Below are 24,660 nucleotides of genomic sequence, written 5' to 3' on the forward strand. Positions count from 1 at the left end.
GACTGATTTGTCTGGAAGATAGCAGAACCTGCGTGCTAAATACAGAGGACGTTAGCAGGGACGCACTCATTTCATCCCGGCATAGTCTTATCTCCCGACCCGAAGTACGTCTGCTTGTCAATGAGTGATTCTGCCCCTAATAGCACACCGGCACCACCTGGGGATTCGGAAGTGTCGATTGCAGGATTTAGCATGGTGTTGTCCGGGTTCGTTGCCTTCATGGGGATCATCATGGCAGAAGTCCTCTATCCGAATTATTCGACGCGACAGGACATCAGTGACCTCGGATCAACGCGGCCACCTGATCCGATTATTCACGAGCCCTCCGCAACAATCTTTAATAGTACGATGCTGGTAACGGGGGCACTTGTACTGGTTGCCGCCTATTTTGTCTATCGCGCTATGGATCGCCGTGACTTCCCGATTGGGCTCGTTATTTTTGGAGTCAGCATATTCGGCGTCGGCGTGTTTCCAGGCAACGTGACTCCGTGGCACGGATTGTTCGCGCTTCTGACCTTCTTTAGTGGCGGTATCACAGTCGTTCTCTCGTCACGGGTTGTCTCCGGACCGTTCTCCGTTCTTTGTGGCCTCTTTGGTGGCATCTCCCTGCTCGTCCTTGTGAGCGTCTTCTTCTATGGACTCGTTATCGGTGGCCCGCACCCGCTGGCGTTTCTTGGGAGCGGGGGAATCGAGCGCTGGGTCGTCTATCCACTCGTTCTTTGGATTCTCGCCTTTGGAGGCTACCTTTTGGGAATCGCTGATACCAACCCTGCGTCGTTCTGACCAGTGAACAATACGCGCTCTGTATTCAGCACGATTCTGTCACCACCTCTAGTAGGCGGTAGACGTGTTACCACCAATTTCGCACCTGTAGTTGCTGATTCGAGCCTTTTTAACTCAAACCATATTCTGAAATAATAGTGCTGTATTACTAACCTGAACAACCATCCGAGTGAATCTACGATCGTACAGCGCTAGCGCACCTGCCGCTCGAGCGATTCGCTTTCGGCCATGTCGAATACCATCGCCAGCAGGAGAAACGCGGTCCCGGCGACGAACAACAGCAGACTTGTCGCGCCCTGGACGGCCGGTGTGCCGGGACTCGAGAGCGTCGAAAACATCGCCACGCCGGTGCCGAGGACGCCGATCGAAGCCGTCGCCGCACCAAAGAGGTAAAACAGTGCGAGCGGGTGGAAATCCACCGCGAGGTACTTCGTTTTCAGCCGCCACAGGAAGTCACGCAGCAACATCAGCGAGACCTTCGGGATGTACTCCCCGTATGCGATGCTCGATTCCTCGTCGCCGTAGACTGCCGGCATCGCCACGTCGGCGACGCGCATCCCGTGGACGTTCAGTTTCACCAGCAGATCATTGCAGTAGCCATAATACTCGTAGAGGTTTGCGACGTCGATCGCCGCGAGCGCGTCGTGGGAGATTGCCGTATACCCGTTCTGGGGATCCATCGTCTTCCAGTACCCCGAAGCGATCTTCGTCAGAAACGTCAGCGTCGCGTTGCCGATGAACCGAAATCGTGGCATCGCGGCCCGGTACTCTCGTGACAGAAGCCGGTTCCCCTTCGCGTAGTCGACGCGTCCCTCGACGATCGGATCGAGGAGCCGCGGCAGCTGGGAGAGGTCCATCTGTCCGTCCGCGTCGACGGTGACCGTCGCGTCCACGCCATCCGCGAGCGCAGCGAGATAGCCGGTCTTGATCGCACCGCCGGCACCGCGGTTCTCCCGGTGTTCGATCGGGACGACCCGACCGATGGTGTCGTGAACCGTCGCCCGATTTGCCAGCGCGGTCGCACCGCCGTCGGCCACGAGTTGCTGGACGGTCGTGCCATCGTAGCCCCCGTGCTCGGTTGCGTCCGCCCGCGCAGCCTCGAGGATTTCGCTCCAGGTGCCATCCGTCGACTGGTCGTCGATCACGTAGATCCGATCGACGTATGCGGGTATCTCGCGGATGACGTCGCCGACGAACCCTTCCTCGTTGTAGGCAGGGATCACGACGCCGACGCTCGAGCCCCGGTACATCACCGGTCACCCAGGAGGTCAGTGGCGGTGACGACCTCGACGTTCTGCGCGTCGATATACTCGAGCAGGCCGTCGAACGCCTCCTCGCTCATGCCGTCGTCCCCGATGTATTCGAAGTGTAAGACCGCGAGTTCCCCATACTCGGCAGCATAATCGACGTACGTTTTCGTCTCGGTGCCGGCATCGCCGGCGAAGAAGCCGACGTTGTGGGGGTCCGTCAGCGGGAGCCCGTTCGGGCCGCCGCCGAACCGGAACGCCTGCTCGTGATACTCCCGGACGAGGTCGTTTGCCGTCGATCCGAGGATGTTCCGCGGCGTGATGAAGTGCCTCGCGCCGTCTTCGAAGCCGCGGTTCTCGAGATACGCTTTCGTCCGCCGGATCATCCCTTCCTGTTGCTCGGGGGTGAACTCGTGGAGGAACTTCGAGCCGGTTCGCGGCCGGGCCGCGAGGTCCCAGCCCGCGCCGTCCAGTTCGGTGAGCTTGTCGAGCGTGAGCCGGCCGCCCTCGCCGACGGCCTCGGGGATGACCGCTTCGACACCCGCGAACCCGTACTCCTGGAGTCGGTCGAAGGCATTCGTGTAGTGACTCTCGAGTGTCCCGTCGAACAGGAGCATGACCTGGCCCGTGTCGGGCTGGTCGACTGCCCGGAGGTCGTCGACACGGCAGTCGATCGAGCCAGTCATATCACCGCGACGACGGGCGATCAACCGAATCTCACGGACGTCAGAGAGATCTGGCTGGGTCTCGATCCGGTCGGTGCCGAAATCGACGCGCACCCACCGATCGGCCGGTCCGGTGAGCGTGCGTTGCATGGCGTGTACGTTGCGCGAGTTCGGCGCGAACACCTCGAGCGTGAGGTGAAGCTGATCGCGACCAGTGAAGTTGACGGCTAGCGAGAAGTTCTTCCCGGTCAAATCCAGTCCGTCCGGAATCGTCCTATAGATGGCCGCATATTCGGTGTTCTCGGACGCTGTGAGATGCGCCGACTGCGATCCGGCGTATGGATCGTCCGTCCAAGCCTCGAGATCGCCGCCGCCGATCATCGCCCGCCACTTCTCGAGGGCCTCGAAGCGATCGATCGGGTCTCCCGGGAGGTCCAAGCTGTCACCAGCTCCCGACTGGGAGGTTCCGTCGCCCGACTGGGTGGCCGTCGGTTTGCCGTCCGTCCCGCGCCACTCACGTACCTGCGAGAGACAGCCCGCAAACCCGAGTGTGCCGACCGCCGCAGCCGTGGTTATGAACGATCGTCGGTTTCGGTCCGTCATTGACCGCGTGGACGAACCCTCCGCTTTTCCTTATACAGCCATTAGGAGGCCTAGCCGACCAATTCTCGTCGGACGCGAGACCGTTGTCTCGCTGACTGCCCTCACTACACACTCACTGCTGGCGGGTGACGCCGTTTATTCACGCGATAATAATCCGGGCCGGACCGGAAGCTGCGGGAAATGACTCGCGTCAGCGTCATCATCCCGACGTACAACAGAGCAGCGACGCTTCCACGCGCGATCGACAGCGCGCTCGCTCAGACGATCGACGATCTCGAGGTGGTCGTCGTCGACGACGGCTCGACCGACGACACCGAGTCGGTGCTGGCCGCCTACGAGGACTCGCGGGTTCGGCCGGTTGTCCACGAGACCAATCAAGGGGCGAACGTCGCCCGGAACACGGGCCTCGAGGACGCACGCGGGGAGTACGTCGCGTTCCTCGACTCAGACGACGAATGGCATCCCGAGAAACTCGAGCGCCAGCTCGCGGCTCTCGAGGATCGCTCGAACGACTGGGTCGGTGTCTACTGTGAGACGGGCTACGAACTGTCCGGGACGGACGGACGGCTCCGGTCTGCTGCCGCGTCCGTGCTCGCTCGCTTGGACGACGACCCGACGCGGGAAGGAAACGACGAACTCGTCGGCGAGATCCTCGCTGACAACGTCCAGCCGGGTGCTGGCTCGACGCTGCTCGTCCGGACCGACGTCGCCAGGGACGCCGGCGGCTTCGACGAGGAGCTCGACCGGTTCCAGGACCCCGAGTTCTGCCTTCGCGTCCTCGAATGTGGAAAACTCGCTTACGTCGACGAGGAACTCGTCGTCCGCGAGGAGACCGGCAGTCCGCCGGCGGCGGTCATCGAAGCCGCCAGCGAGCAGTACCTCTCAGCGTACGAGTCCGAGGTCGAGCACTTCGAGGACCGGGGCTACGAGATCCGCTCGAGCCACGCACTCATCCTCGCAAAGCAGTACTTCGCGGAGGGACGATTCCTGCGGGGGCTGTGGCATCTCCGAACGGCATCGGTGTCGCCGCGGACGTGTCCCGGTGTCTGCTGGGTCGCCGGTGCCGGCATCCGTCGGCGACCACGTCCGGTCGTCGCGGCGCTCGTCGTCTCGTTCGTCATCGCGACGCTGGGACGGCGTGCGCTCACTCGGTGAGTCGGCCGCGTCGATCCCCTTGGAGTTCAGTTTCCAGCGCCTGAGCGCGAGCGTTCGATCGACAGAGACCGTTGCAGAAGCGAAAGTATCCCGTTTCTATCCTTATCGCACCTGTAGTAAAACCGCCTGACACCGACGGGGCGGACGAATGCAACGCGATACGCTCTCACGGCGGACCGTTTTGGCTGTCGCAGCCGGATGTACACTTACGAGCACTGGCGTCGCCAGCGTGGCCGGCGATACGGCCGACACCGACGGGGGAACAGTCACGCGAACGTCGTTCCCCATTCGCGAGGGAACGGACGAGGAAACGACCGTCTTCGTGACGACCGCGGACGCCGAGGGACCGACGGCGGTCGTCGTCGGCGGGATACACGGGAACGAGGTTGCAGGCTACACGGCGGCGAATCAGATCGCCGATTGGACGATCGACGCCGGCACGCTCGTCGTAATCCCCGAGGCCAACGCCGTCGCGATCGAGCGCGGAACCAGAAACGACGAAGAAGGGACCAACCTCAACCGACAGTTCCCCGAGGGAGAGACACCGCAGACGGAACTCGCACGCGCGATCTGGGACGTCATCAGCGAGTACGATCCCGACGTGGTCGTCGACCTTCACGAGTCGACCGACATCTACGCGGGCGATCCCACAGATGGCGTCGGCCAGGCGATATTCTACTCGGACGGCGACGAGGCGACCGCCGTTGACACTGCCGAGTACGTCACCAGAAACTACGTGGACGATCCCGCCCTCGCGTTCCAGACTGGGCCGTTTTCCTCGCCCGATTCCGAACCGAACGGGCTGCTCGTCCACAAGGCCGCCCGCGATCTGAACGCCGACGCGTTCCTCGCAGAGACGCTTTCGACCGACGTCGCACTCGAGACTCGCGTCCAGTGGCACAGGGCGATCGTCGAGCGACTCCTCGAGACGCTGACGGACGCCGAACTGTCGGCCGACGACGGCAACGAGACGACGGACACTGAGCCACCGGTCGCACGGATCGAGACGGTGCCGCCGGACGCGGCCGAAACAACGCTCGAGTCGGGCCAGACGGTGACGCTGGACGCATCACAGTCGCGCGATCCGGATGGTAATCTCGTCCGTCACGAGTGGCGCGTCGGTGACGACGACGCGTTCGACCGGACGGGCGAGACGATCGAGGTGACAATCAGCGAGAACGGCGAGCAATCGGTGGTGCTCCGCGTCGTCGACGACGATGGAGCGACCGATACCGATCGGATCACGCTCTCGGCGGGCTGCTGACTGATACGGTCTGCTGTACCGATTTACCGGTGGGCCCGCAGTGCGGGTTGCGGTTGCACCGGAACTGACTGACAGGAGTCCGTCTGAGCCCTCGTCGAACTTAGAAGCGACAGCGTGCCAGTGAACGGACGGGTGGCCTCGAGAATTCGGTGCGCGGGCAGCGCCAAATCAGCGGTTGCTCGTCCGCAGTGTCCAGAGATCGTCGAAGGTGATGACCTCGACGTCGGCGCTGTCGATGTGCTCGAGCAACGCCTCGTAATCGGCCTTCGGCATCGTGTTGTGGGCTTCGAAGGTGTGGAAGTTCAGGACCGTACACTGGTTGTGCTGGGCGGCGAGGTCGACACACCGCTTCGAAATCTCGAGGTCGTGGCCGATCGTCCGCGGTAACACCAGCGGATCGAAGCCGTAGACGCTCGTCGTATTGACGTTGCCGGCCTGGTTGAAGCCGCCACAGTAGTGGTAAGAGGTCGCTTGCTCGAGGCTCGCCTTGTCGAAGCTGTTGTGCGGGTGGACGATGTAGTTCGCGCCTTCGAACCCGTTGTCGATGAACCACTGTTTGTCACGCCTGAGCCGTTCGTTGATCGTCGCTTCGTCGTCGAGTTCGTGAATCGGCTCGTGCGTTCCGTGGACGACGATCTGATCGCCCGCTTCCTGACGGTCCTGAAGTTCTGAAATCGACATGATCCCGTCTCGGCCCTGTTCGGCCCACCGCGGTATCGCCGCCTGAACCGCCGGGAACCCGTACTCGTCGTGGAGCGGTGCGGCTGTCTCGTAGTAGTCGAGCGTCCCGTCGTCCCAGCTCAGCATGACGTACCCCTGGTCGGGCGTCGGATGGGTCCGCAGATCGTCGATCCAGATCTCCGCCTCCGGCATGGAGTGGAGCACTTGAATCTCGAGCCGATCGAGGTGGTCGAGTGCGGGTTCGTACTCGCTTTGCTGGAAGACGCCGGGGCTCGCGCGGAACCAGCCGACATCGGGCTCGCGGTACCGGATCTGTCGCAGCGAGTAGACTTTCGAGCTCCCGAACTGGTCGACCACTCGCAGGTTGACCGTGATGCTGTCGGGCGTCGTCGTCCGCACCGCAAACGACAGATCCGTTTCCGTCAGGTCCTCACCCTCGAGGCTTCGCTCGGCGATGATGTTCCTGCTGCCGTTCGACCGGAGCCTGAAGCTCTGCTCGCCGTCGAACGCGACGTCCTCGTCTGCCCCGCCTGATCCCTGAACGATGGTCCAGGTGTCGAGATCGCTGAAGTCGTCGAGCGAGTCGCCCGGCTGTCGATACCGTTCTCGGCTGTCGAACTCGGTCTCGAGCGGCGGCACCCCGTCAGTGAGCCCTGGCGTGGAACCGCTCGCGTCGCTTGGCGTCTCGTTCGACGACTGACCGGCGACCTGGTTGGCTGCCGACTCGAGCTGCTCTGCACAGCCGGCCATCCCGGTGAGTCCGGCTGCACTCGAGAGTGCGAGGAACCGACGTCGCGTCGTACGTTTCCGTGACATTAGTGCGCCGAAGCTACCGACAGCGATCCCATTATTATGGATTCAATAGGCCGGGCTGGCAGCCGTCCGATCCGGCACATCCCCGCCGTCTGGGCGCTTAACGGTAGCATAGTAATTGAACGGCCGGTCGATCGTGTTCTACGGAGGCGTACGCGAGCGAAGATCGGGCGAATCTCGGCTCTTCCACACACGGTCGTACGCCGTCTCTCAGGTGATCTTCGACGATGAACAGGGAACTCTTCGGTGTAATGGGTGGTATCGACACGTTCGAGCGGTTCAGATCCAGCGACGAATTCGACGCGGTCCTCGACGGATCGACTCTTACAGTCGGCATCAGGGACGCCGATCTCGGTGTCCCCGGCTGGAGCGCCACGTACACCGGCGAGGAGGGCTGTTGTCTCGTCTGGGGGGAGGCATACGTTCCCGACGACGACCCGAACGCAGCGCGCTGGCTCCTCAAACGTTACGAGACGATCGGCATCGAGGCACTGCGAGAGCTCAACGGCTCGTATCTGGCCGTAATCGACGCCGAGGTGAGCGGTGATGCGTTCGTCGCCACGGATCCGGTCCGTTCTCGAGAGTGTTTTTACACCGACGAACCGGGGGTTCGCGTCTTCGGCACGGACGCCGCTGCGGTCGGCCGCACGATCGCGGAGCCGACGCCCAACCGGGACGGCGTCCTTGAGTTCCTGCATCTAGGCGTAATACTCGGCGAGAAGACAGCCGTGACGGAACTCTCCCGACTCCCACTCGACAGCCGGCTGACGCCCGTGTCGGTCGATTCGCTGGGACGGTTCGTCTACGAACCGCTATCCCCCCAGGCGTTCGATCCCGTCGACGAACTCGCCGACCGCCTCGACCGGGCGTTCCGACGGCGGTCGTCGCTACCGGGGCGAGCCGGCGTCCTCCTCTCGGCCGGCTATGATTCGCGGATCGTCCTCTCGCAGGTCGACGATATCGACCGGAGTTACACGGTCGGCTCGCTGGACGCCAAGGAGGTCCGCGGTGCGCGAGCGCTCGCCGCCCAGTACGGTGCGAGCCACACCGCTTTCCCGCCGGACGAGCGATATCTTCGACCCGACGAGTCGAAGATCCGCTACTCACAGGGGATCAAGGAGTCCCTGCACATCCATCACGCCGGCTACACGGATGAAATCGAGGTCGACACGATGTTCCATGGGCTCCTCTGTGATACGTTCTTCCGTGGCCATTTCACCGCCTCGGAGACCGTCGACGTACTCGGCAAACGCGTTCCGACCGGCCGACTCGAGTCCGATCCGGATCCCGTCGAGTCGCTCCTCGAGAAGTTCGGCTACAGCCGCGAAGCCAGCCTCGAACTCGCCGCACAGACGTCTTTCGACGTCGATCCAGACACGTTCGTCAGGGAGGCAGTCGCCGACGAGTTCGGGGCGCGACGCGACCGCGCAGACACAGTACAGAACGCGCTCACCTGCTGTGGCATCGCGAACCAGCCATCGATGCCGTTTCACAACCATCTCTCCGATCACTTCGTGACGTCGTTTCTAGCGACGGATCGCGAGCTGATCGACTGGCACCTCCGGACGCCACCGGAACACCGAACGACGGAAACGTTTCTCCGTGCGTGCAAGCAGATCGACGACAACATCCTGCGACATCGGCCACCTGACCGACCGTACGATGCGCGGCTGTTCAACGAGGTCGAAGGATTCGTCCGCCGGAAAACGCCGTTTCTCGCATCGTTTGAACCGCCGTGGCCGGATCGGGAGACACTCTTCGAGCGACACGATTTCGATCGGCGGCTATTAGGCGACCTCGAGCACGTCCACGGCCTGCCGGCCAGACACAAACTCAGATTCACTGACCTCCGTGGGTGGCTTGGATGCTGGTCGGAGTTACCGGAGCAGCTCCGTCCGTGGCTTCGCCCATCGGACCCCGTGGTCGCATAACGGACTGCACATTATATATGAGATATTACAGGTGTCTCGAGAGCGTTTTGCAACTATTATCACTTGTGAAACCCGCTCTCGCTGCGATTTATTCCGTTCATTATCGATAAACCGTGAGAAACCTTATATACCAAGGCATTTTAGCGTGGAATATGCGTCTGACGCCGTCTTGGTTGCGCTCTTCGTCGGAGGGGGACGCCGAAGAACGCTCGGGGGATTCAGAGACGACTTCTGGGTTTACGATGGTCTCCACACCGGGACATGACTTTTCGAAGACTGATACGAACGAGACGCGAGCGCAGGAGTTCATCCCGGACTCCGATACTGCGCTCGTGGCTGCCCTCGACGAGTTGAACACGCCTGTCACCGTCGACGAAGTCACTGATGAACTGGTCGAACCGGCTCGTCCCACGATCGAAACGTGGGCAACCGTCCACGAGCGACTCCATCAGGACCGTCTGCCGGCACTCGATGCGGCTGGAGCAATCGAGTTCGACGAGACACGGGGAGTGCTCGAGCGGTCCATGACTCGTGCGAACGAGAATCAGTTCTTCTCATCGGCCGTGCTTGCGGCGATTTCTCTTGGATTGCTGTGTGTCGTTATTGCGCTCGTTTCGGTTTCTGTTCTAATCTCGTAATAGTACACCCCTGTCATCGATCACCGTCGTTTGTCGTCGAGAACGATCTTGATCGTCGTTAATTGACAAGCCTGCTGATCGTGAGGACGGTAAAGATCGACAGGATGAGCGCGCTCAGGCCGATCCCGGAGAGGAACGAGACGATTGGCAGCTCCATCACTGCGCCGATGAGGACTGCATAGGAAACGACCGTCGCACCGATGTAGTAATCTTCCCACTCGGCGCTCTCAGCCTGTTGCTCGTCGGTCGAGTCGTCGGCCGACTCGAGTTGGAGATACTGGTCGACTCGGTCAGCAAGTGACTTTCGCTCGACGATTCCGCGGTTCTGCTGGTAGTCGATAAGGCCCGCCTCGTCGAGTTTCGAGAGATGCGACTGATACAGTGGGATATAGACCCGCTGGCGTTGTGTGGAGGTAAGCTCTTCCACAGTGGTGTCGTGTTCCCACGCTGCGACCTGCTCTGCGACATCGCGCATGCGTACGGGGCCTTCAGTGCCGCGGAGATATCGGAGAACCATCCGTCGGCGTTCGTTTTGCAGGAGATGAAAGATTTCGTCCTTCGAAAACGCAGACTCCTCGGAGAGACGATCAGCTTCGGTATCCGTGTCTGGACTATCGTCGATAGCACCCTGATCGTCTATCCCATCGGAGCTGATATATTTCGCTTTCATTGCACCAGTCTCCCCTATCCAGAGGTGGGTAATAAAGGATAGAAATCGTGTATTCGAGAACTACTGATTTTACGTAATTTCATAGAGTCTATCTACTTTTCGTGTCATTTTAATACAGACAGATACTAACTTAGAGTGCTTGAAAGTCAAGAATCTCGAAACGACTTGATTATTTATTTCGAGAATATACGCTCCGCTGATTTCGGACACTCAACTCGAATTTTGAATCGTTCATGCTTCCACGACACTCAATAGCGGGAGAATATCGCTCGATCGAATCCGATATCGAGATTATTATACTTCACCGTCAGACAGCCGTCGGACTACCCCGTGAGTTCGGGGCTTATTCGGGCGATAATAAACCGTCACTGGCCTCTAGAGACGACGAAATGAGCGACACCAACTGGTGGTTTTTCGATTTGGCGGCCGTCATCGCGGTCACTGGCGTTCTCACGTTCGGGATTGTTTCAGGTGTAATTGGCCCTGTGAGAACTGTGCTGGCGATTCCGCTCGTGTTGGTTCTTCCTGGGTATGCGCTCGTCTCGGCCCTCTTTCCAGACAAGCCAAACGACGACTACCAGTCGTTCGACACCGAAAAAACGGGACTCGGTAGTCCGTTGCTGGTCAGTGGTGGACTCGAGGCGATCGAACGGACAGTCCTGTCAATCGTTTTTAGCGTCGCGCTCGTTCCTGCGATCACCCTTTTCGCGGCCGTAACCCCGGGGGGAGTGACGCTAGAACCGATCCTCATTGGGCTCTCGATGCTCACCGTTATACTCGCACTCCTTGCAATCGGCACACGCTACCGCTGTCCGGCCGATCGACGATTCGTTCCGTCGGTCGCGTCGATCTCACCGTTCTTTACTCGGGACCGACCGAGTCCGTACGATCGGGTCAACAATCGACCGTACAACGTTGCAATCGCAGTCGGACTGGTCTTGTTGCTCGCAAGCAGTGGCTTCGCCCTTGCGAACCCACCCCAACATGACGGATTCACGGAACTGTCGGTCGAGACGAAAAACGTCACCGGAAATATCGACACGATGTACGACTCGACCTATACCGCGGGAGCGTCACAGGAACTGGCGGTGACGATCACGAATCAGGAACACGAAACGCAGCGCTACACGACTGTCGTGTTGCTCCAGCGAGTGAGCTACGAGGGTGACAACGTGACCGTTCACGAATCAACTGCGTTGGACAAAGAGGCCGTGACGGTTGCCGACGGCGAATCGACGCGACAGCCCCTCGAAATCACGCCGACGATGCGGGGAAGCGAGCTGCGGCTGACGGTGTTGCTCTACGAGGGCGATCCACCGGCAGAGCCAACAGTTGACAACGCCTATCGCGTCGCTCGGCTCCCGATCGAGGTGGAATAGATGTGGCCGTGGGAGCACCTCGCGTTTGCGTACGTCCTGTACTCGCTGACGAAGAACGTCGGCTTTCGAGCGTCTCCCTCGGGTCGCGAAACGATCGTCGTTGCCATCGGGTCACAGCTCCCGGATCTCGTCGATAAACCGCTCGGGTGGACGTTCGGGTTCGCAGAGACCGGCTACTCGATCGGGCATTCGATCTTCGTCGCGCCGGCTGTCTGTCTCGTCGCGTACGCGGTGGCCGCCCGGAGAGGGGCCCGAGCGCTTGCGGGTGCCTTCTCGCTTGCATACCTCTCCCACCCGATCGCCGACTTGCTCAGTCAGTTGCTCCGTGGCGGCGGCGTTGACGGCCGAATCATGCTCTGGCCGATCGCATCGCCACCAGGGACCGATCACGGAGGGTTCCTCGACCACCTGCTTCTGTACCTTGCTCGGTACATCTATCAGCTTCTCACCGGCGGTCTCACGATCGAGATCGTCGCACAGTTGCTGCTCGGCCTCGCTGTCGTGGCGCTCTGGCTATCCGACGGCGCACCGCCGACCGCTGATGTCTGGCGGCTCCTGCGTACTCGAAGCCATCAGTGACTGGCGAACTAACGCTGTCGAATCGGATCTCTCCTACACAACAGCGAACGACACTGCGTCGCTCTCGGGGCTGTTCTGCTGCAAGGCGACCGAGACGACACGACCAATCGTTTCGAACTCACGGCCACGAATGCGGAACGGCGTTCCCACCACCGTTGGCTCCTCGAGCGTGTATCGATCGTCGTCTCGACGGTGGCAGTTTCGTGGTCGTTTGGCGCTCGAGAGAGCGCCGTGATCGGTCTGGAAGAGATACAACGGACCGTACTACCTGATTGGGTCGCGACGGCAAAGAGACAGGGCAGAAGCGGTCGCAATCGATTGTCTCGGTATCGCTCGAGATGGGCACCGCTTGTCGGGTCAGTTAACGGTACTTCGAAAAAGTGCCCGGCTGGTCCTGGTGACGATTAGCGGCCTGCCGGAGAGGGCGTACACATCGTCACGTCCCCGTTCGTGTAGACCGTCGCCTGGTCCGGCCGACAGAGCTGTGTCGGGGAGAGGTCTTCAATCCGCGCCGTCTCGTTCGCGTCCGTGACGTACGTCGCCTCGGTCGATTGTGCCGACCGGTAGACCGTGTAGTCGTGTGCTGCGACGCCACCGTCGGGAACCGTCGCGGTCGTCGTCGATGGATACGCGCCTGTTCGACTGAACAGCGTCTGATAGGGGTGATCGGTGTGGAGCTGCTGATCGGGGCGGATCTCCTCGCCGTCAGGCGACCCAGTCAGTTCGGCGATCGACTCGGCCGCAGCGAGTTCCGTCTCGTCGTATGCGAGGCGCTCGTGTTGGTCCGAGAAGACCGGATTCTCGACGTTGCTCTCGACGGCGAGGACCATCGCGCCCGGATACACGAGCACGCCAACCAGTAACACAGAGACGACGAGCGAGGGCGTCAGGTTTCCTCGCAACGTCCGTAGCCCGATTGCACCGAGGATGGCCATCGGCGCATAGAGGAATGCAAACCAGCGCGTCGGGATGAACGTCCGGATGCCGAACATCGGGAACCCGAGAATAAACACCAGCATGAACGCCGCCGCTAGCAGGAGCGTGAACACCGACTGTTCGGCACGTCGCCTATGGACGACGTACAGACAGCCGACGAACGTGGCACCGAGCAACAGCAGGAAACCGAGGTTGTCCACGTAGGGCACGACCTGCTCGAGCAGCGTCGGCGCGGCTTCGGCCCCCGCTTTGGCCGTTTCGGACTCGCTCGCGGTGTTGAGGAAGCCAGCGCTGTCCTCGAGCGTCTGCGTGAAGTAGCTCAGAACCGTCCCCAAAAACGAGTCCTGGTTGTACGGCGTCAGCGACCACACGAAGATCGTCAGTCCGAGATTGAAGACGACGAGTCCGACGAGGTTGACCGGCTTTTTCGTCCGGAAGACGCTTGTGTCGAGTCGCGTGAGCCCGAACGGGCCGATCACGAACACGAGTTGCGCGATAAACGCCGCGAGTAACAACACGAGCATGATGAACGTCGACACCTGGTGTGTGAGGATGACGGCGACGCTCAACAACAGGAGCAGCGCGAAGTCCCGGATCGTGTACTCGATCCGCATCACGCGGATCAGCGCGTACAACATCGCGAGGAAGAAGACCAGCCCCAGACTCGTAGGGATGATGTGGATTCCCCACCGCGCGACGTGGTTGCCGAACGCGTAGAGCGCCGTCGCCAGCACCGCCCACCTCGTCGAGACGAGCAAGTTCGTCGTCGCGTAGACGAGCAGGACCGACAGCGGCATCACGAGGCCAACGGAGAGGTACAACGCGGCGCGAATCGGGACGTCGTACAGCAACGACGAGGCGGCCACTAGCAGGTGGTAGAACGGCGAGCCGTAGTGTTTGTTATCGGAGATCGCGCTCAGCGACTGCTCCGTGAGAATCGCGTCGACGAGTTCGCGGTGGGTCCAGATGTCGATCCCGATGTAGCCCGGCGTGGTATAGAGCGCGGCGAATCGGAAGACGAACGCGAAGCAGACGATCTGGAGCAACAGCAGGCCGGGATGGAGATCGCGATCGTTCGCGAAGACGATCTGGCCGATAACGAGCGTGCCGACGACACTCGCCAGCCCGAAGAACGCGAGCGTTCGCTCCCCCTGCACGACCGGCAACACGACGAGGCCCGACAGCCCGACGAAGACGACACTCGGAAGCGCCATCGACACCGACGAGGGAAGCGTCGGAACTGCCCGCGCGTCATCGCGCTGATACAGGGAGACGATATACAGCACACACGCGGTGCCGAGGATGACCGGCACGGTCTTGATGTAGATCTGTGACGTGAGAAATCGCAGCGGGAACAACGCCAGCGCGAGCAGGAGTCCAGAGATCGCTGCGACGGTATCGAGTCGAAACGGCCGCAGCTCCGACAGCGAACTATACTTCATGACTGACCCCCGTCGGATAGCTCGTCCCGCCGTCCCTGTCTAACACTCGTCGATACAGCCCGTGGAGACGCTCACCGAGTGTGTCGACGGAAAGTCCGTCGATCGACTCGCGGGCGTCGGATCGGCCGCCGTCTTCGATGGCCCGCTCTAAGCCGCCGAGGAGCGCACCGTCGTTGTCACTGACGGTACAGTTCGTCAGGCCGCGAATCGTCTCGCGGACGAAGCCGACGTCGGTCGAGACGACTGGCAGGTTACACGCGGCGGCTTCCTTGACGACCATCGGGCCGCTCTCGCGTTTCGACGTGACCAGGAGGACGTCGCTCGCGTTCATGTAGTAGGGTATCTCGTCGTGATCGACGCCGGAAACCGTCCGCAGCTCGAGGTCGACGTCGGCTTGCTGGACGAGGCGGCGAGCGCGCGGGTAGTCCTTCACCGAACGGGTCCGGTCGTACGGGAAGAGTGCGATCGGCTGCTCGGTTTCCCAGCCGAGGTACTCGCGGGCGTCCGCCCGCGCTATCGGCCGAAACAGGTCGGTGTCGACGCCGAACGGAATCAGTTCGTGGTCGGTCTCGAGGTCGCGAGACATGACCCGGCTCGGCACGATCGCGGCGTCCGCCCGGCGGGCACCGTATCGGCTGCACGAGCGCAGCCACGCCCGGTCGCTCATGAGGTCCGTCCCCCACAGGGTGAGCACCACTGGCCGGGTCGGCTGGGCGAGCGCGAACGGGGCGACGAGCCCGTAGTTCGCGTGTACCAGATCGTACGACGACGACCGGACCGCCGAGAGCACGGTCGCGTAGTATCGTGCGTAATCCGCCGGCGACCGACCCGAATCGCCGCTGTGTTCGCCAGGCACCTCGAGAACCGTACAGTCGACGCCGCGCGCTTCGAGCGCGGAAACTTGCTGGTCGAAAAACGGTCGTGGCGACGTGACCAGTTGGAGTACCTTCATGGATGATCCGGATTCGGCACAGGAGTCGCTCGACCGGACGTGCGGGCCTGCGCGAGCGTTTCGACCTGCCGAACGACGAGCTCCGTTACGTCGATCCGATCCGCAAGCAGGCGCTCACGACGTCGGTCCCACGTTTCGGCGGGCTCCTCGACGACCGAAACGGCCTGCTCGAGCCCGCGTGCGTGTCTCTCTTCATCAGTGTACTCGAATAGCAGGCCATACTCCTCCTCGAGTTCCACCGTGTAGCCAAGCGAGAGCGGGTTCACGTAGACCGCTGGCGTGCCGAGCACGGCGGCTTCCGCCGCGGTCGTCGCGCCTTCGCTCAGCACGACGTCGGCGTATACGAGCAGGTCGTGCATCCGGTCCGGCGAGGTCTCGAACTGGTACGACGCGAGCTCGGACGGCGGCACCCCTTCGGCGGTCAGCAGGACGTGTAGGCCCGCGTCTTCGAGTCGATCGATGACTGCTCGGGGGTCGTCGAATCCGCCGTGGCCGACGTCGTGGGAGGCGTCCCAGCTACTGAGTCGAACGACGGCGAAGGATGTCTCGGTGTCTAATCCGACTTCCTCGAGAACGGTCGGATCGGGCTCGAACCGATCCGGGTGGAGGTAGGCGAGTTCGTGATAGCCCGGATACGTCACCTGTTTCGCGCCGATCTCGTCGCGATAGCACGCCGGTGTGGAGATCGTGTCCGCGAACGGATAGGCGAGTTTCGTGATGAGGGTCGCGTGTTCGGTGTCGTAGAAGACGAGGCTCTTCGCGCTCGTCACCGACGCGACGTGGGCGGCGGCGACGCCGCCGATCGCCGTGATCACGTCCGGATCGATCCGCCGTGCCCGTCGGAGAAGTCGCAACTCGTAGGTCGCCTGCACCGCCGCCAGCGAGACCAGCGAGTCGGATTCGCCGGCAAGCACCTCGTGGTCGATGTCGTACGCCTCGAGGAGTTGGACGGCGACATCGCTCTCGCGAGCGAAGACGTGGACCTCGTGTCCCCGTGCCTCGAGTTCCGCAATCGGGTGCCGGAAGAAGTGGACGTGTCCGGGATGCTGGATCGTGATCATCACGCGCATCGGCGATCCACCTCTGCGGGGGGCTGTCGGCTCGAGACGGGGCCTGCCTCCGAGGGTGCTTGGCTTCCCGTCCGGGCGACGACCGTCTCGAATCCGTACCGCTGGTCTGTCATCCCCTCACAACCCCCGGTAGACGAATCCCGCATCGACGGCCGCGTCTTCGTCGATCGTGCCGGTCACGTCGATTAGCGCGGGCTCGTCCGTGAGTTGGCTCGCCACCGCCGGAAGGTCAAGGTGCTCGAACTCCGCGTGCGGCGTCGCGAGCAAGACCGCGTCGAATCCCTCGAACGAGAGCCGATCCTGCACGTCGATGCCGAACGCGTCGCGAGCCGCGTCGTCGTCAGCAAACGGGTCGAATCCCTCGATATCGATGTCGTACTCCCGAAGCTCGTCGATGACGTTGTTGATCTTCGAACTGCGGATGTCGCCGACGCCCGGTTTGTACGAAAGTCCCAACACCAGAATGCGACTCTCGCGGAGCGTCTTGTGACACTGATTGAGGGCCTTGATCGTCAGCTCGGCGACGTGGTCGGGCACCGACTCGTTGACCTGCCGACCCGTCTGCATGAGTTCGGGCTCGAAGCCCTCCTTGGCCGATCGGTACGCGAAGAAGTACGGATCGACCGGGATGCAGTGGCCGCCGACCAGCCCCGGTCGGTAGTCGTGGAAATTCCACTTCGTGCCCGCAGCCTCGAGGACGGCCTGTCCGTCGACGTCCATCTGATCGAGCGCCATCGAGAGCTCGTTGACGAACGCGATGTTGAGATCTCGCTGGGCGTTCTCGACGACTTTGCAGGCTTCGGCGACCTCGATCGACGGGGCGCGATGGACGCCCGCGTCGACGATAGACTCGTACAGCGTCGCCACGTCCTCGAGTACGGTCTCGTTCTGGGCGCTGACGACTTTGACGACGTCTGCGAGCCCGTGTTCCTCGTCGCCCGGTGTTGCGCGCTCCGGGGAGTAGCCGATGAAGAAGTCCTCGGTTGCGGTCAGTCCGGACGCGTCTTCGAGCGCCGGCACGAGCACGTCGCGTGTCGTGCCTGGATAGACCGTCGACTCGAGGACGACAGTCGTCTCGGGGGCCATCTTCGAACCGACGGTGGTCGCCGCGCTCTCGACGTAGCCGAGGTCCGGTCGCTCGTCGTCGTCGATCGGCGTCGGTACGGCGATGATGACGTAGTCGGCCTCGGAGATCGCGGTCGCATCGGTCGTATAGGAGATCTCACCGTCCTGGATCGCTTCGTCGGAGAGGTCGCCGGTCGTGTCGATCCCTCGCTGGAGTCGGTCGACCGTCACGTCGTCGACGTCGTATCCGATGACGCGGTAGTCCGACTGCGCGAACCCGACTGCAAGCGGCAGTCCGACGTAGCCCAATCCGACGACACAGATCGTCGCTTCGCGCGTTGTCCGCTCCGTCTCGTGCTCGAGGCTGGTATTCTCACCGCTCGATTCGGCCTCGTACTGGCCGCTCGCTTGCTCGTCCGATTGCGTCTCCGTATCGCTGATTATCGTGGTCATGGGTGGTGCGTTGTCGCTGGACCGTCACACGACCGAGTGCGACGGTGACTGTTCGGAACTGTCGGGCCCGCGATCGGCGGCCCGTGCTACAAACTCGGCAAGTCGGTGTCGGGGGATTACTATACCGCGGATAAACGGGTGCAAGTGTCTCGCACAGTGAAACCGAGCGGCAACTGGCGCTGCCAGCAGCATATCCCGGTTGACGGCTGGACGCCGGGATGAGCGCTTAAATCGTTGTTAAACGCTCCTATACGGATTCATAATGAAGGTCACGGGAGCTGGATCTCCGGTGCGGTCGGCGAGGTCACGTCCACCGTGACTCGGTCAGCCCGGCCGCAGCAGAACCGCGTCAATCATGGTGTCACATTCCCCGCCCGGAGTCAGAGCCCAGCTCGCATCGATTCATAGCATCGTCTCGATCGATATGGGTCTGGCTTCACCTCACCAGGGCGTCCACGCGAGTCCCTTGCGGACAGGTAGTCTCTGGATCGGTAGTCGATCTGGCGACCCGTTGCAACTGCTTCGCACGACATCATTCGGGGATGTCGCTCTGATCGCGGTTCTCTTCGTGCTCATCAGTGTGCTCATCGGGATTCGCACGGCGGACGTGTTGTCGGAACACGAACTCGAGATTTCGTCGCTCCCGCTCGTCGCGAAGACGGCAGGCGATACAGCGGACGCAGCTCATGCACACACTGACACTCCTCGGGCGTACGAATCGTATCTATCGCCCGAGACACCGCCGCAACTCCTGAGTGACGAAGGAAAAGTCGTCCGGCTGCTGGTCGCGAATCACGGCCGGGTTCGCCAACACCGGATCGCAGACGAGACGGGCTGGTCGAAGTCGAAAGTGAGCCGCATCTGCTCACAGATGCACGCCGACGGCACGATCGAAAAGCGATCGGTGGGTCGGGAAAACGTCATCGTCTTTGCCGACCACCCGGCCGACGACGAGCCGCAGTCGGACGACGTCGGAAATCCGCTTCCGTAAGTATCCTCCCCGTTGACATCCACAATTGCACCAACTGGAACGCGGTCGATGTCGCCGAGCCATCGTGCGACGATGGCGACCAGTTCTGTCGACCGTGTTTCGACTTCTAGCGACCAGAGCGTGGTTTACTCCGTTCGTAAACCGATCGACGAGCCGTCCAGTACGTCGGTCTGACGCTGTGACTCCGTCTCGAGCGGACGCCACTGCGGCATGTTACCGGCTCGAAGCAGTTGCGAACCCGATCCGAATGGGGATCACGCAAACGCCGTGTGCCGCTGGGACAGAGAACGAAGCGAGCCGTGAAAATTGTGAAACCGAACACGGATTACACAGTCGATAGCTCGCGTCGCGTTCGTGGTACCGTCTTATTCGTGGTATAGTAATGGCCGCTGTTGTCCGTAGTGGAAGTGACGCCCGGTCCGACAGCAGAGCGCGGACGGGTTCGACGATACCAATGACACGGAACAGTACTGCACTCACCGCAGCGGTCTCGAGCCGACTCGATACGTCCGTCACAACCGTCGATTGCCCCGCCGCAGGCGACACAGTCGATGCGGCGTGGTCGCCGGCCGTACAGCCGGAGGTGATCGGCTGATGTGCGGCATTATCGCGCGGATCGGTCACGGGAACGCAGCGGAGACGCTCCTCTCGGGGCTCGAGAACCTCGAGTACCGGGGCTACGACTCGGCAGGCATTGCCGTCCAAAACGGCTCCGGCGTCAAGGTCCACAAATGTTCGGGCGAAGTGTCCGACCTCAAATCGGCGTTGAGTACCCAGCCGCACGGAAACATGGGGATCGGCCACACTCGCTGGAGTACCCACGGCCCGCCGACCGACGAGAACGCCCATCCGCATACGGACACGGCAGGTGACGTCGCAGTCGTCCACAACGGCGTCATCGACAACTACGACGAACTCCGGGTAGACCTCCAGGAGAAGGGCCACGAGTTCGACAGCGACACCGACACGGAAGTCATCCCACACCTCATCGATGAGTACCGGGACGCAACCGGTGACACCGAACAGGCCGTTCGCCGAGCCGTCGACACGCTCGAGGGGAGCTACGCGATCGCAGCAATCGTCGACGGTGAAGAAGCCGTCTACGCCGCACGGAAAGGGTCGCCGCTCGTCCTCGGACTCGATGAGGAAGAGTGGTTCCTCGCCAGCGACGTCCCGGCGTTCCTCGATCACACCGACGAGGTGATCTACCTCGAGGACGGCGATCTGGTGGTCCTCGAGCCTGACTCCTACTGTATCACCGATCTCGACGGGAATCCGATCGAGCGGTCGGTCGACACCGTCGACTGGGACCCCGAGGATGCAGGAAAGGGCGAGTACGACCACTACATGTTAAAGGAGATCCACAACCAGCCGACCTCCCTCGCCAACACGATCGAAGGCCGGGTCGAGGACGGCGACGTTGCGTTCGAGGACCTCCCGTCAGGGACGTTCGACGGGATCGAGTCCGTCCAGTTCGTCGCCTGCGGGACGTCGTATCACGCGGCGATGTACGGCAGCCAGCTGGTCCGCGAGGCCGGGATTGGGGCCGACGTGCTCCGGGCCAGCGAGTACGAGTCGACGACCGCGCCGGTCGACGACACCACGCTCACCGTCGCAGTCACACAAAGTGGCGAGACTGCCGATACCCTCGATGCGCTCCGAACCGCGGCCGACCGCGGCGCGCGAACCCTCGCAGTCACCAACGTCGTCGGTTCGACAGCCGCCCGCGAAGCCGACGACGCGGTCTACATCCGCGCCGGCCCGGAGGTCGGTGTTGCCGCGACGAAGACTTACTCCTCGCAGGCGGTTACGCTCGCGCTCCTCTCCCAGCGAATCGCCGGTGACGTTCCGGATGCGACCCCCGCAGACGACCGAGCGGCGATGCTCGAGACGCTTGCAGACCTGCCACAGCACGTCGAGACCGTCCTCGAGTCGACCTGCGCCGAGACGCTTGCTCGGGACACCCTCGACAGCGAGTCGTTCTTCTTCATCGGCAGCGGCCACGGTCACTCCGTCGCGCTCGAGGGTGCGCTGAAGTTCAAGGAGATCACCTACGAGCACGCGGAAGGGTTCGCCGCCGGCGAACTCAAACACGGGCCGCTGGCGCTCGTGACCGAGGAGACGCCGCTGTTCGCGGTCTACACGAGCAGCGACGACGAGAAGACAAAGACGAACGCGATCGAGGCCAAATCCCGCGGTGCGCCGATCATCGCCGTCGGACCCGACGACCATCCCCTCGTCGACATCGCCGACGCACATCTGTCGGTGCCCGAGACCCACCCCGTCTGGGCTGGACTGCTCGCGAACGTCCAGTTGCAGTTGCTGTCCTACCACGCTGCGAAACAGCTCGAGCGGCCGATCGACAAACCACGCAATCTCGCGAAAAGTGTGACGGTCGAATGATCGGCTCGTCTCACAGCTAACGTTTTTTCGCGGTCAGTTCGACGCTGCCGGTTCACGTCTCGAAGCCGCGCATAGCGTTCCATGAGCGAAGCAGGAGCGACACGACGGAGAGACCGCTCTCGCATCACGATCTGATAGGCTCTTCTCTGGATGGCCCTCATCGTTCCGCTTAGCCCCAGTGTTCCGACTCAGCACACGACGAGGCAGTCCAAAGGAAGACGCCTCGAGCAAGGCAACGGGAAAGTTGAGACCACACCGGGTTTAGCGGACCTGTAATGCGCGATATCGGGCGAATCAGTGACTAGTTCGGCTTCGAATCTCCTCTCAATCGCCCCCTGTCGAACTGCCAACTAATCTACCAACGAAATCAGTTTATGAAGACACCTCATAGATCTGGAAAATTAATGCGAACTCAGGTCTGGCTCTGATAGAGGAGAACCAGGATGGCAAGTCCGATGAAGAAGTCTGGGAGAAACACAAACGCGCCGATATTTGGGCGAGGGCGGAAGCCGAAGACGTTGTGTACTAATGGATTTGACGTCCCCGCGTATAGAAGCAGCGCGAGGCTTAGCACAAGCAGGCTTGCTGTGTACTTGTTCGGAAGATCGCGATAGAGCTGCACGTATATGACTGCAAGTACCACCAGCAACACGAGGTTTAGGGTTGTAAAGAAGACCTCCATCCGAATGAGCAGTTCAACCTGTGAGGACAGCGTCCTCGCCGGAGGACCATGAGATGGAATTGATGTGGACAGTGTGACAACAAGTGCGATACCCGCTGCGATGATGGCACTCGCTACTGTCGTTCCAAGGGGACTCTCAATCCAGTTACGAATCATCATCAACTCCGGCCTGTTCCGCCACGTCTTCCATGATGTCGAGGTTGTTCATCATTCTGTTTGAGAGAAAGTACATCTGCCCGTAATTGTCACCCTCTGTGGTCACGATATTGTTCTCTTCGAGGATTTCGAGGTGGTGCTGCACTGTTTTGTAGCTCAGATCCAGGTCATTTGACAATTGATTGGTGTTCCGTGGCTGGTCGTTGAGTGCGCGGAGGATACGAAGCCGATTGCGGCCTCCACGAGACCCACCAATGAGCCACCAGAGCAACTGCCGCATCTATCGAGTATTCATTTGGTCGGTGCAAATACATTCTGTCTCGGTCCGAACGATGCCACTCCCCCGAATTAGTCGCCAATCCAGGTGATAATTCGATCAGCGATTTCGCCGTTATTGTCGTCCTGCATCATGAGATGTGTATTTCCGGATATTCCTTCGTCTGGAAGGCTAAGCAGCGTCGATGCAGGATTTGTCTCTTCTGCGAGATCTGCAGTTGTCTGGGTCGCTTCCTTGCGACCAGCCTGTCCACGCCCGTCGACATAATCGCCATAAACACCCATAAACGGTGCATCACCACCCATCTCCGCCACAGTTTGGGGGTCAGTCGGCGCGCCGACCGGCTCAACTGCGACGATCCGTTCAACGAGGTCAGGCACAGCCTGTGCGACTGCGAATCCGGATCCACCACCTGCTGAATGGACGAGCAACATTGACGGACCAACACGATTGAGAAGTGCCTCTAAGGCGGCAGTCTCCTGAGGTGATGCGAACCGACTCCCACCGCCACCTCCAGTAGTCGACCCAGTCTGGGTTCCAGCTGTGGCAGTGGAATCCGCAGATGTGGAGTTCTGGTCGCCGCCACGTCCGCCCGTCTGGCCTCCACCTTGCCTACCGCCACCTCCGCCACCGGTGCTGACGTATGCGGGGAATGACGCAACGAGTTGGTCTACCGATTCGACCGGGTATCGAACGTCCTCGTACGGGTCACCGACTTCAGGTCCGAACCCCCACGTCGGCCATGCTCGATCGATAGACCATCGAGAGAGTGACGCAGAGTCAGAGTTCTGGAGCGCACCAGTATCTAACCCGCCTGAATCAACGTTTCGAGGGGGATTGAATACATACACTGGGTGGCCAGCTTCGGCGAAGTACTCCATCCAGCCGCGTCGGTCGTCAGGTGTCGTCCGGTAAATGTACGGTGACAACCCGAGGCCGGGTACCATTACGACTGGTGACTTGTCGGTCGCCGTCTCAGGCCGTGTATATACGACTTCAGCACGTCCATCAATGACCGTACTACTGCTTGTATCTGCGTTGCCGACGTAGAAATTTCCGAATGTCGGAGAGTCCTCATTCTGTCGTTCGGATTGTGGAGAGGTCTGTGTCTCTGTGTTCGATCCGCCGTTGTCAGCTATGCTATTACACCCTGCGATAGTCGCAGCAAGTGCGACTCCGGTTGCACGAAGAAACGCTTTCCGAGAGATGCCTGATGACATACAGATCGTACTGGCCAGCGAACTGACTTAGTCGATTGCCGAAATCGGCCACAGGTTAGGCACAAATTCATCCCAGCTTATGCAGAACCCTTGATACTGATAGAAGACAACAACTCAGAATAAAACACTGTGTCGCTCAGACCGTATGCATTGAGAACACCAGTCTCAACTTCTGAGGCGGCGGAGACGTCGCTCGACTCGCAGCTGTCGGCTCGGCCGCCACTCCGAGGGGGAGCTCAAGGCCGCCGAGGGACACGACGGTCTCACTGACGGTGCAGTTCGGCAGACCGTGGATCGTCTCGCAAACGAGGCAGATGTCGGTCGAGAATCAGCAGGGGACACGTGGCAGCGTCCATGACGGATACAGGTACCGAGCCACGGCTTTCGGGTTCTGCTACCGGTCGGGATAGAATCGACGTCAGTCCACCGGTTCGACATCGGATGTGCAGTCCGTTCGCGACACGGCCGTTGTGCGCTCGAGCGGGTGGAAAGTACCGGCGCGAACGGCGGGTGGTTGGAAAGAGCGGATGAAAACCGGAAGAAGAGAGTGAATAGAGCCGTGCCCGTCCTCGATGGTCAATGAGGACGCCAGCATGCAAACGGAG

At 61.3% G+C, this 24,660-nt stretch carries 21 protein-coding genes; 10 read left to right on the forward strand and 11 right to left on the reverse strand.

Translation table 11 applies throughout. From position 1 onward, the window contains the following. Nucleotides 1-120: 120 nt before the first annotated feature. Nucleotides 121-783: a DUF998 domain-containing protein gene (locus BDK88_RS13995; protein WP_207225294.1), complete on the forward strand. Its 663-nt coding sequence runs from the start codon at nucleotides 121-123 to the stop codon at nucleotides 781-783. A 191-nt stretch (nucleotides 784-974) separates the two neighbouring features. On the opposite strand, the gene BDK88_RS14000 is transcribed toward BDK88_RS13995, so the two are convergent. After that, a complete protein-coding gene (locus BDK88_RS14000; RefSeq protein ID WP_130500959.1) occupies nucleotides 975-2,033 on the reverse strand; it encodes a glycosyltransferase family 2 protein in 1,059 nt (352 codons plus the stop codon). Continuing rightward, the gene (locus BDK88_RS14005; protein WP_130500960.1) at nucleotides 2,033-3,298 is read right to left on the reverse strand and encodes a polysaccharide deacetylase family protein; all 1,266 of its coding nucleotides are present in this window, start codon (nucleotides 3,296-3,298) and stop codon (nucleotides 2,033-2,035) included. The genes BDK88_RS14000 and BDK88_RS14005 overlap by 1 nt, the downstream gene beginning before the upstream one ends. A 180-nt stretch (nucleotides 3,299-3,478) precedes the next feature. Between BDK88_RS14005 and BDK88_RS14010 the strand changes: the two genes are divergently transcribed. After that, nucleotides 3,479-4,453 (forward strand): glycosyltransferase family 2 protein, encoded by a 975-nt coding sequence (locus tag BDK88_RS14010; protein WP_130500961.1) that lies wholly within the window; start codon nucleotides 3,479-3,481, stop codon nucleotides 4,451-4,453. 148 nt (nucleotides 4,454-4,601) lie between these two features. After that, the gene (locus BDK88_RS14015) at nucleotides 4,602-5,717 is read left to right on the forward strand and encodes a PKD domain-containing protein (RefSeq protein WP_130500962.1); all 1,116 of its coding nucleotides are present in this window, start codon (nucleotides 4,602-4,604) and stop codon (nucleotides 5,715-5,717) included. A 168-nt stretch (nucleotides 5,718-5,885) separates the two neighbouring features. Here BDK88_RS14015 and BDK88_RS14020 read toward each other — a convergent pair whose 3' ends face one another. After that, nucleotides 5,886-7,214, reverse strand: a complete 1,329-nt coding sequence (locus BDK88_RS14020) for a polysaccharide deacetylase family protein (protein ID WP_130500963.1) — start codon at nucleotides 7,212-7,214, stop codon at nucleotides 5,886-5,888. Between the two features lie 224 nt (nucleotides 7,215-7,438). Between BDK88_RS14020 and BDK88_RS14025 the strand changes: the two genes are divergently transcribed. Continuing rightward, nucleotides 7,439-9,142 carry an asparagine synthetase B family protein gene (locus tag BDK88_RS14025; RefSeq protein ID WP_130500964.1) on the forward strand — a complete coding sequence of 568 codons (1,704 nt, stop codon included), beginning with the start codon at nucleotides 7,439-7,441 and terminating at the stop codon, nucleotides 9,140-9,142. A gap of 152 nt (nucleotides 9,143-9,294) precedes the next feature. Then, the gene (locus BDK88_RS14030; RefSeq protein ID WP_130500965.1) at nucleotides 9,295-9,780 is read left to right on the forward strand and encodes a hypothetical protein; all 486 of its coding nucleotides are present in this window, start codon (nucleotides 9,295-9,297) and stop codon (nucleotides 9,778-9,780) included. A 58-nt stretch (nucleotides 9,781-9,838) separates the two neighbouring features. Here the strand turns inward: BDK88_RS14030 and BDK88_RS14035 are convergent, their stop codons facing one another. Then, the gene (locus tag BDK88_RS14035) at nucleotides 9,839-10,450 is read right to left on the reverse strand and encodes a DUF7344 domain-containing protein (protein ID WP_130500966.1); all 612 of its coding nucleotides are present in this window, start codon (nucleotides 10,448-10,450) and stop codon (nucleotides 9,839-9,841) included. Nucleotides 10,451-10,839: 389 nt separating this feature from the next. Between BDK88_RS14035 and BDK88_RS14040 the strand changes: the two genes are divergently transcribed. Together BDK88_RS14040 and BDK88_RS14045 are read left to right on the forward strand one after the other, a co-directional pair. After that, nucleotides 10,840-11,829 (forward strand): DUF1616 domain-containing protein, encoded by a 990-nt coding sequence (locus tag BDK88_RS14040; protein WP_130500967.1) that lies wholly within the window; start codon nucleotides 10,840-10,842, stop codon nucleotides 11,827-11,829. Then, nucleotides 11,830-12,408 (forward strand): metal-dependent hydrolase, encoded by a 579-nt coding sequence (locus tag BDK88_RS14045; protein ID WP_130500968.1) that lies wholly within the window; start codon nucleotides 11,830-11,832, stop codon nucleotides 12,406-12,408. Nucleotides 12,409-12,812: 404 nt separating this feature from the next. On the opposite strand, the gene BDK88_RS14050 is transcribed toward BDK88_RS14045, so the two are convergent. The 4 genes from BDK88_RS14050 to BDK88_RS14065 form a co-directional block, all read right to left on the reverse strand. Continuing rightward, nucleotides 12,813-14,786 (reverse strand): glycosyltransferase family protein, encoded by a 1,974-nt coding sequence (locus BDK88_RS14050; RefSeq protein ID WP_130500969.1) that lies wholly within the window; start codon nucleotides 14,784-14,786, stop codon nucleotides 12,813-12,815. Further along, nucleotides 14,776-15,738, reverse strand: a complete 963-nt coding sequence (locus tag BDK88_RS14055) for a glycosyltransferase (RefSeq protein WP_130500970.1) — start codon at nucleotides 15,736-15,738, stop codon at nucleotides 14,776-14,778. Before BDK88_RS14055 ends, BDK88_RS14050 begins: the two co-directional genes overlap by 11 nt. Next, nucleotides 15,735-16,808, reverse strand: coding sequence for a DUF354 domain-containing protein (locus tag BDK88_RS14060; protein WP_130500971.1), 1,074 nt, complete (start codon nucleotides 16,806-16,808; stop codon nucleotides 15,735-15,737). Before BDK88_RS14060 ends, BDK88_RS14055 begins: the two co-directional genes overlap by 4 nt. 117 nt (nucleotides 16,809-16,925) lie before the next feature. Then, nucleotides 16,926-18,326, reverse strand: coding sequence for a nucleotide sugar dehydrogenase (locus BDK88_RS14065; RefSeq protein ID WP_130500972.1), 1,401 nt, complete (start codon nucleotides 18,324-18,326; stop codon nucleotides 16,926-16,928). A gap of 568 nt (nucleotides 18,327-18,894) precedes the next feature. Between BDK88_RS14065 and BDK88_RS14070 the strand changes: the two genes are divergently transcribed. The 3 genes from BDK88_RS14070 (at nucleotide 18,895) to glmS (ending at nucleotide 21,720) form a co-directional block, all read left to right on the forward strand. Then, on the forward strand, nucleotides 18,895-19,317 hold the full coding sequence (locus BDK88_RS14070) for a helix-turn-helix transcriptional regulator (RefSeq protein WP_394342676.1): 423 nt from the start codon (nucleotides 18,895-18,897) through the stop codon (nucleotides 19,315-19,317). Nucleotides 19,318-19,771: 454 nt separating this feature from the next. Beyond that, complete coding sequence (locus tag BDK88_RS21250) at nucleotides 19,772-19,912, forward strand: hypothetical protein (RefSeq protein ID WP_165396971.1); 141 nt, start codon at nucleotides 19,772-19,774, stop codon at nucleotides 19,910-19,912. Further along, nucleotides 19,912-21,720, forward strand: a complete 1,809-nt coding sequence (glmS, locus tag BDK88_RS14075; RefSeq protein WP_130500974.1) for a glutamine--fructose-6-phosphate transaminase (isomerizing) — start codon at nucleotides 19,912-19,914, stop codon at nucleotides 21,718-21,720. The genes BDK88_RS21250 and glmS overlap by 1 nt, the downstream gene beginning before the upstream one ends. A gap of 412 nt (nucleotides 21,721-22,132) precedes the next feature. Here the strand turns inward: glmS and BDK88_RS14080 are convergent, their stop codons facing one another. From BDK88_RS14080 to BDK88_RS21575, 3 genes are all read right to left on the reverse strand, one after another. Next, nucleotides 22,133-22,402 carry a hypothetical protein gene (locus BDK88_RS14080; protein ID WP_130500975.1) on the reverse strand — a complete coding sequence of 90 codons (270 nt, stop codon included), beginning with the start codon at nucleotides 22,400-22,402 and terminating at the stop codon, nucleotides 22,133-22,135. A gap of 145 nt (nucleotides 22,403-22,547) precedes the next feature. Then, nucleotides 22,548-22,838 (reverse strand): ArsR/SmtB family transcription factor, encoded by a 291-nt coding sequence (locus BDK88_RS14085; protein WP_130500976.1) that lies wholly within the window; start codon nucleotides 22,836-22,838, stop codon nucleotides 22,548-22,550. A 68-nt stretch (nucleotides 22,839-22,906) separates the two neighbouring features. Beyond that, complete coding sequence (locus tag BDK88_RS21575) at nucleotides 22,907-23,215, reverse strand: alpha/beta hydrolase family protein (protein ID WP_207225295.1); 309 nt, start codon at nucleotides 23,213-23,215, stop codon at nucleotides 22,907-22,909. Nucleotides 23,216-24,660: the final 1,445 nt, after the last annotated feature.

The organism is Natrinema hispanicum, assembly GCF_004217335.1.
GTDB classification, from domain to species: Archaea; Halobacteriota; Halobacteria; order Halobacteriales; family Natrialbaceae; genus Natrinema; species Natrinema hispanicum.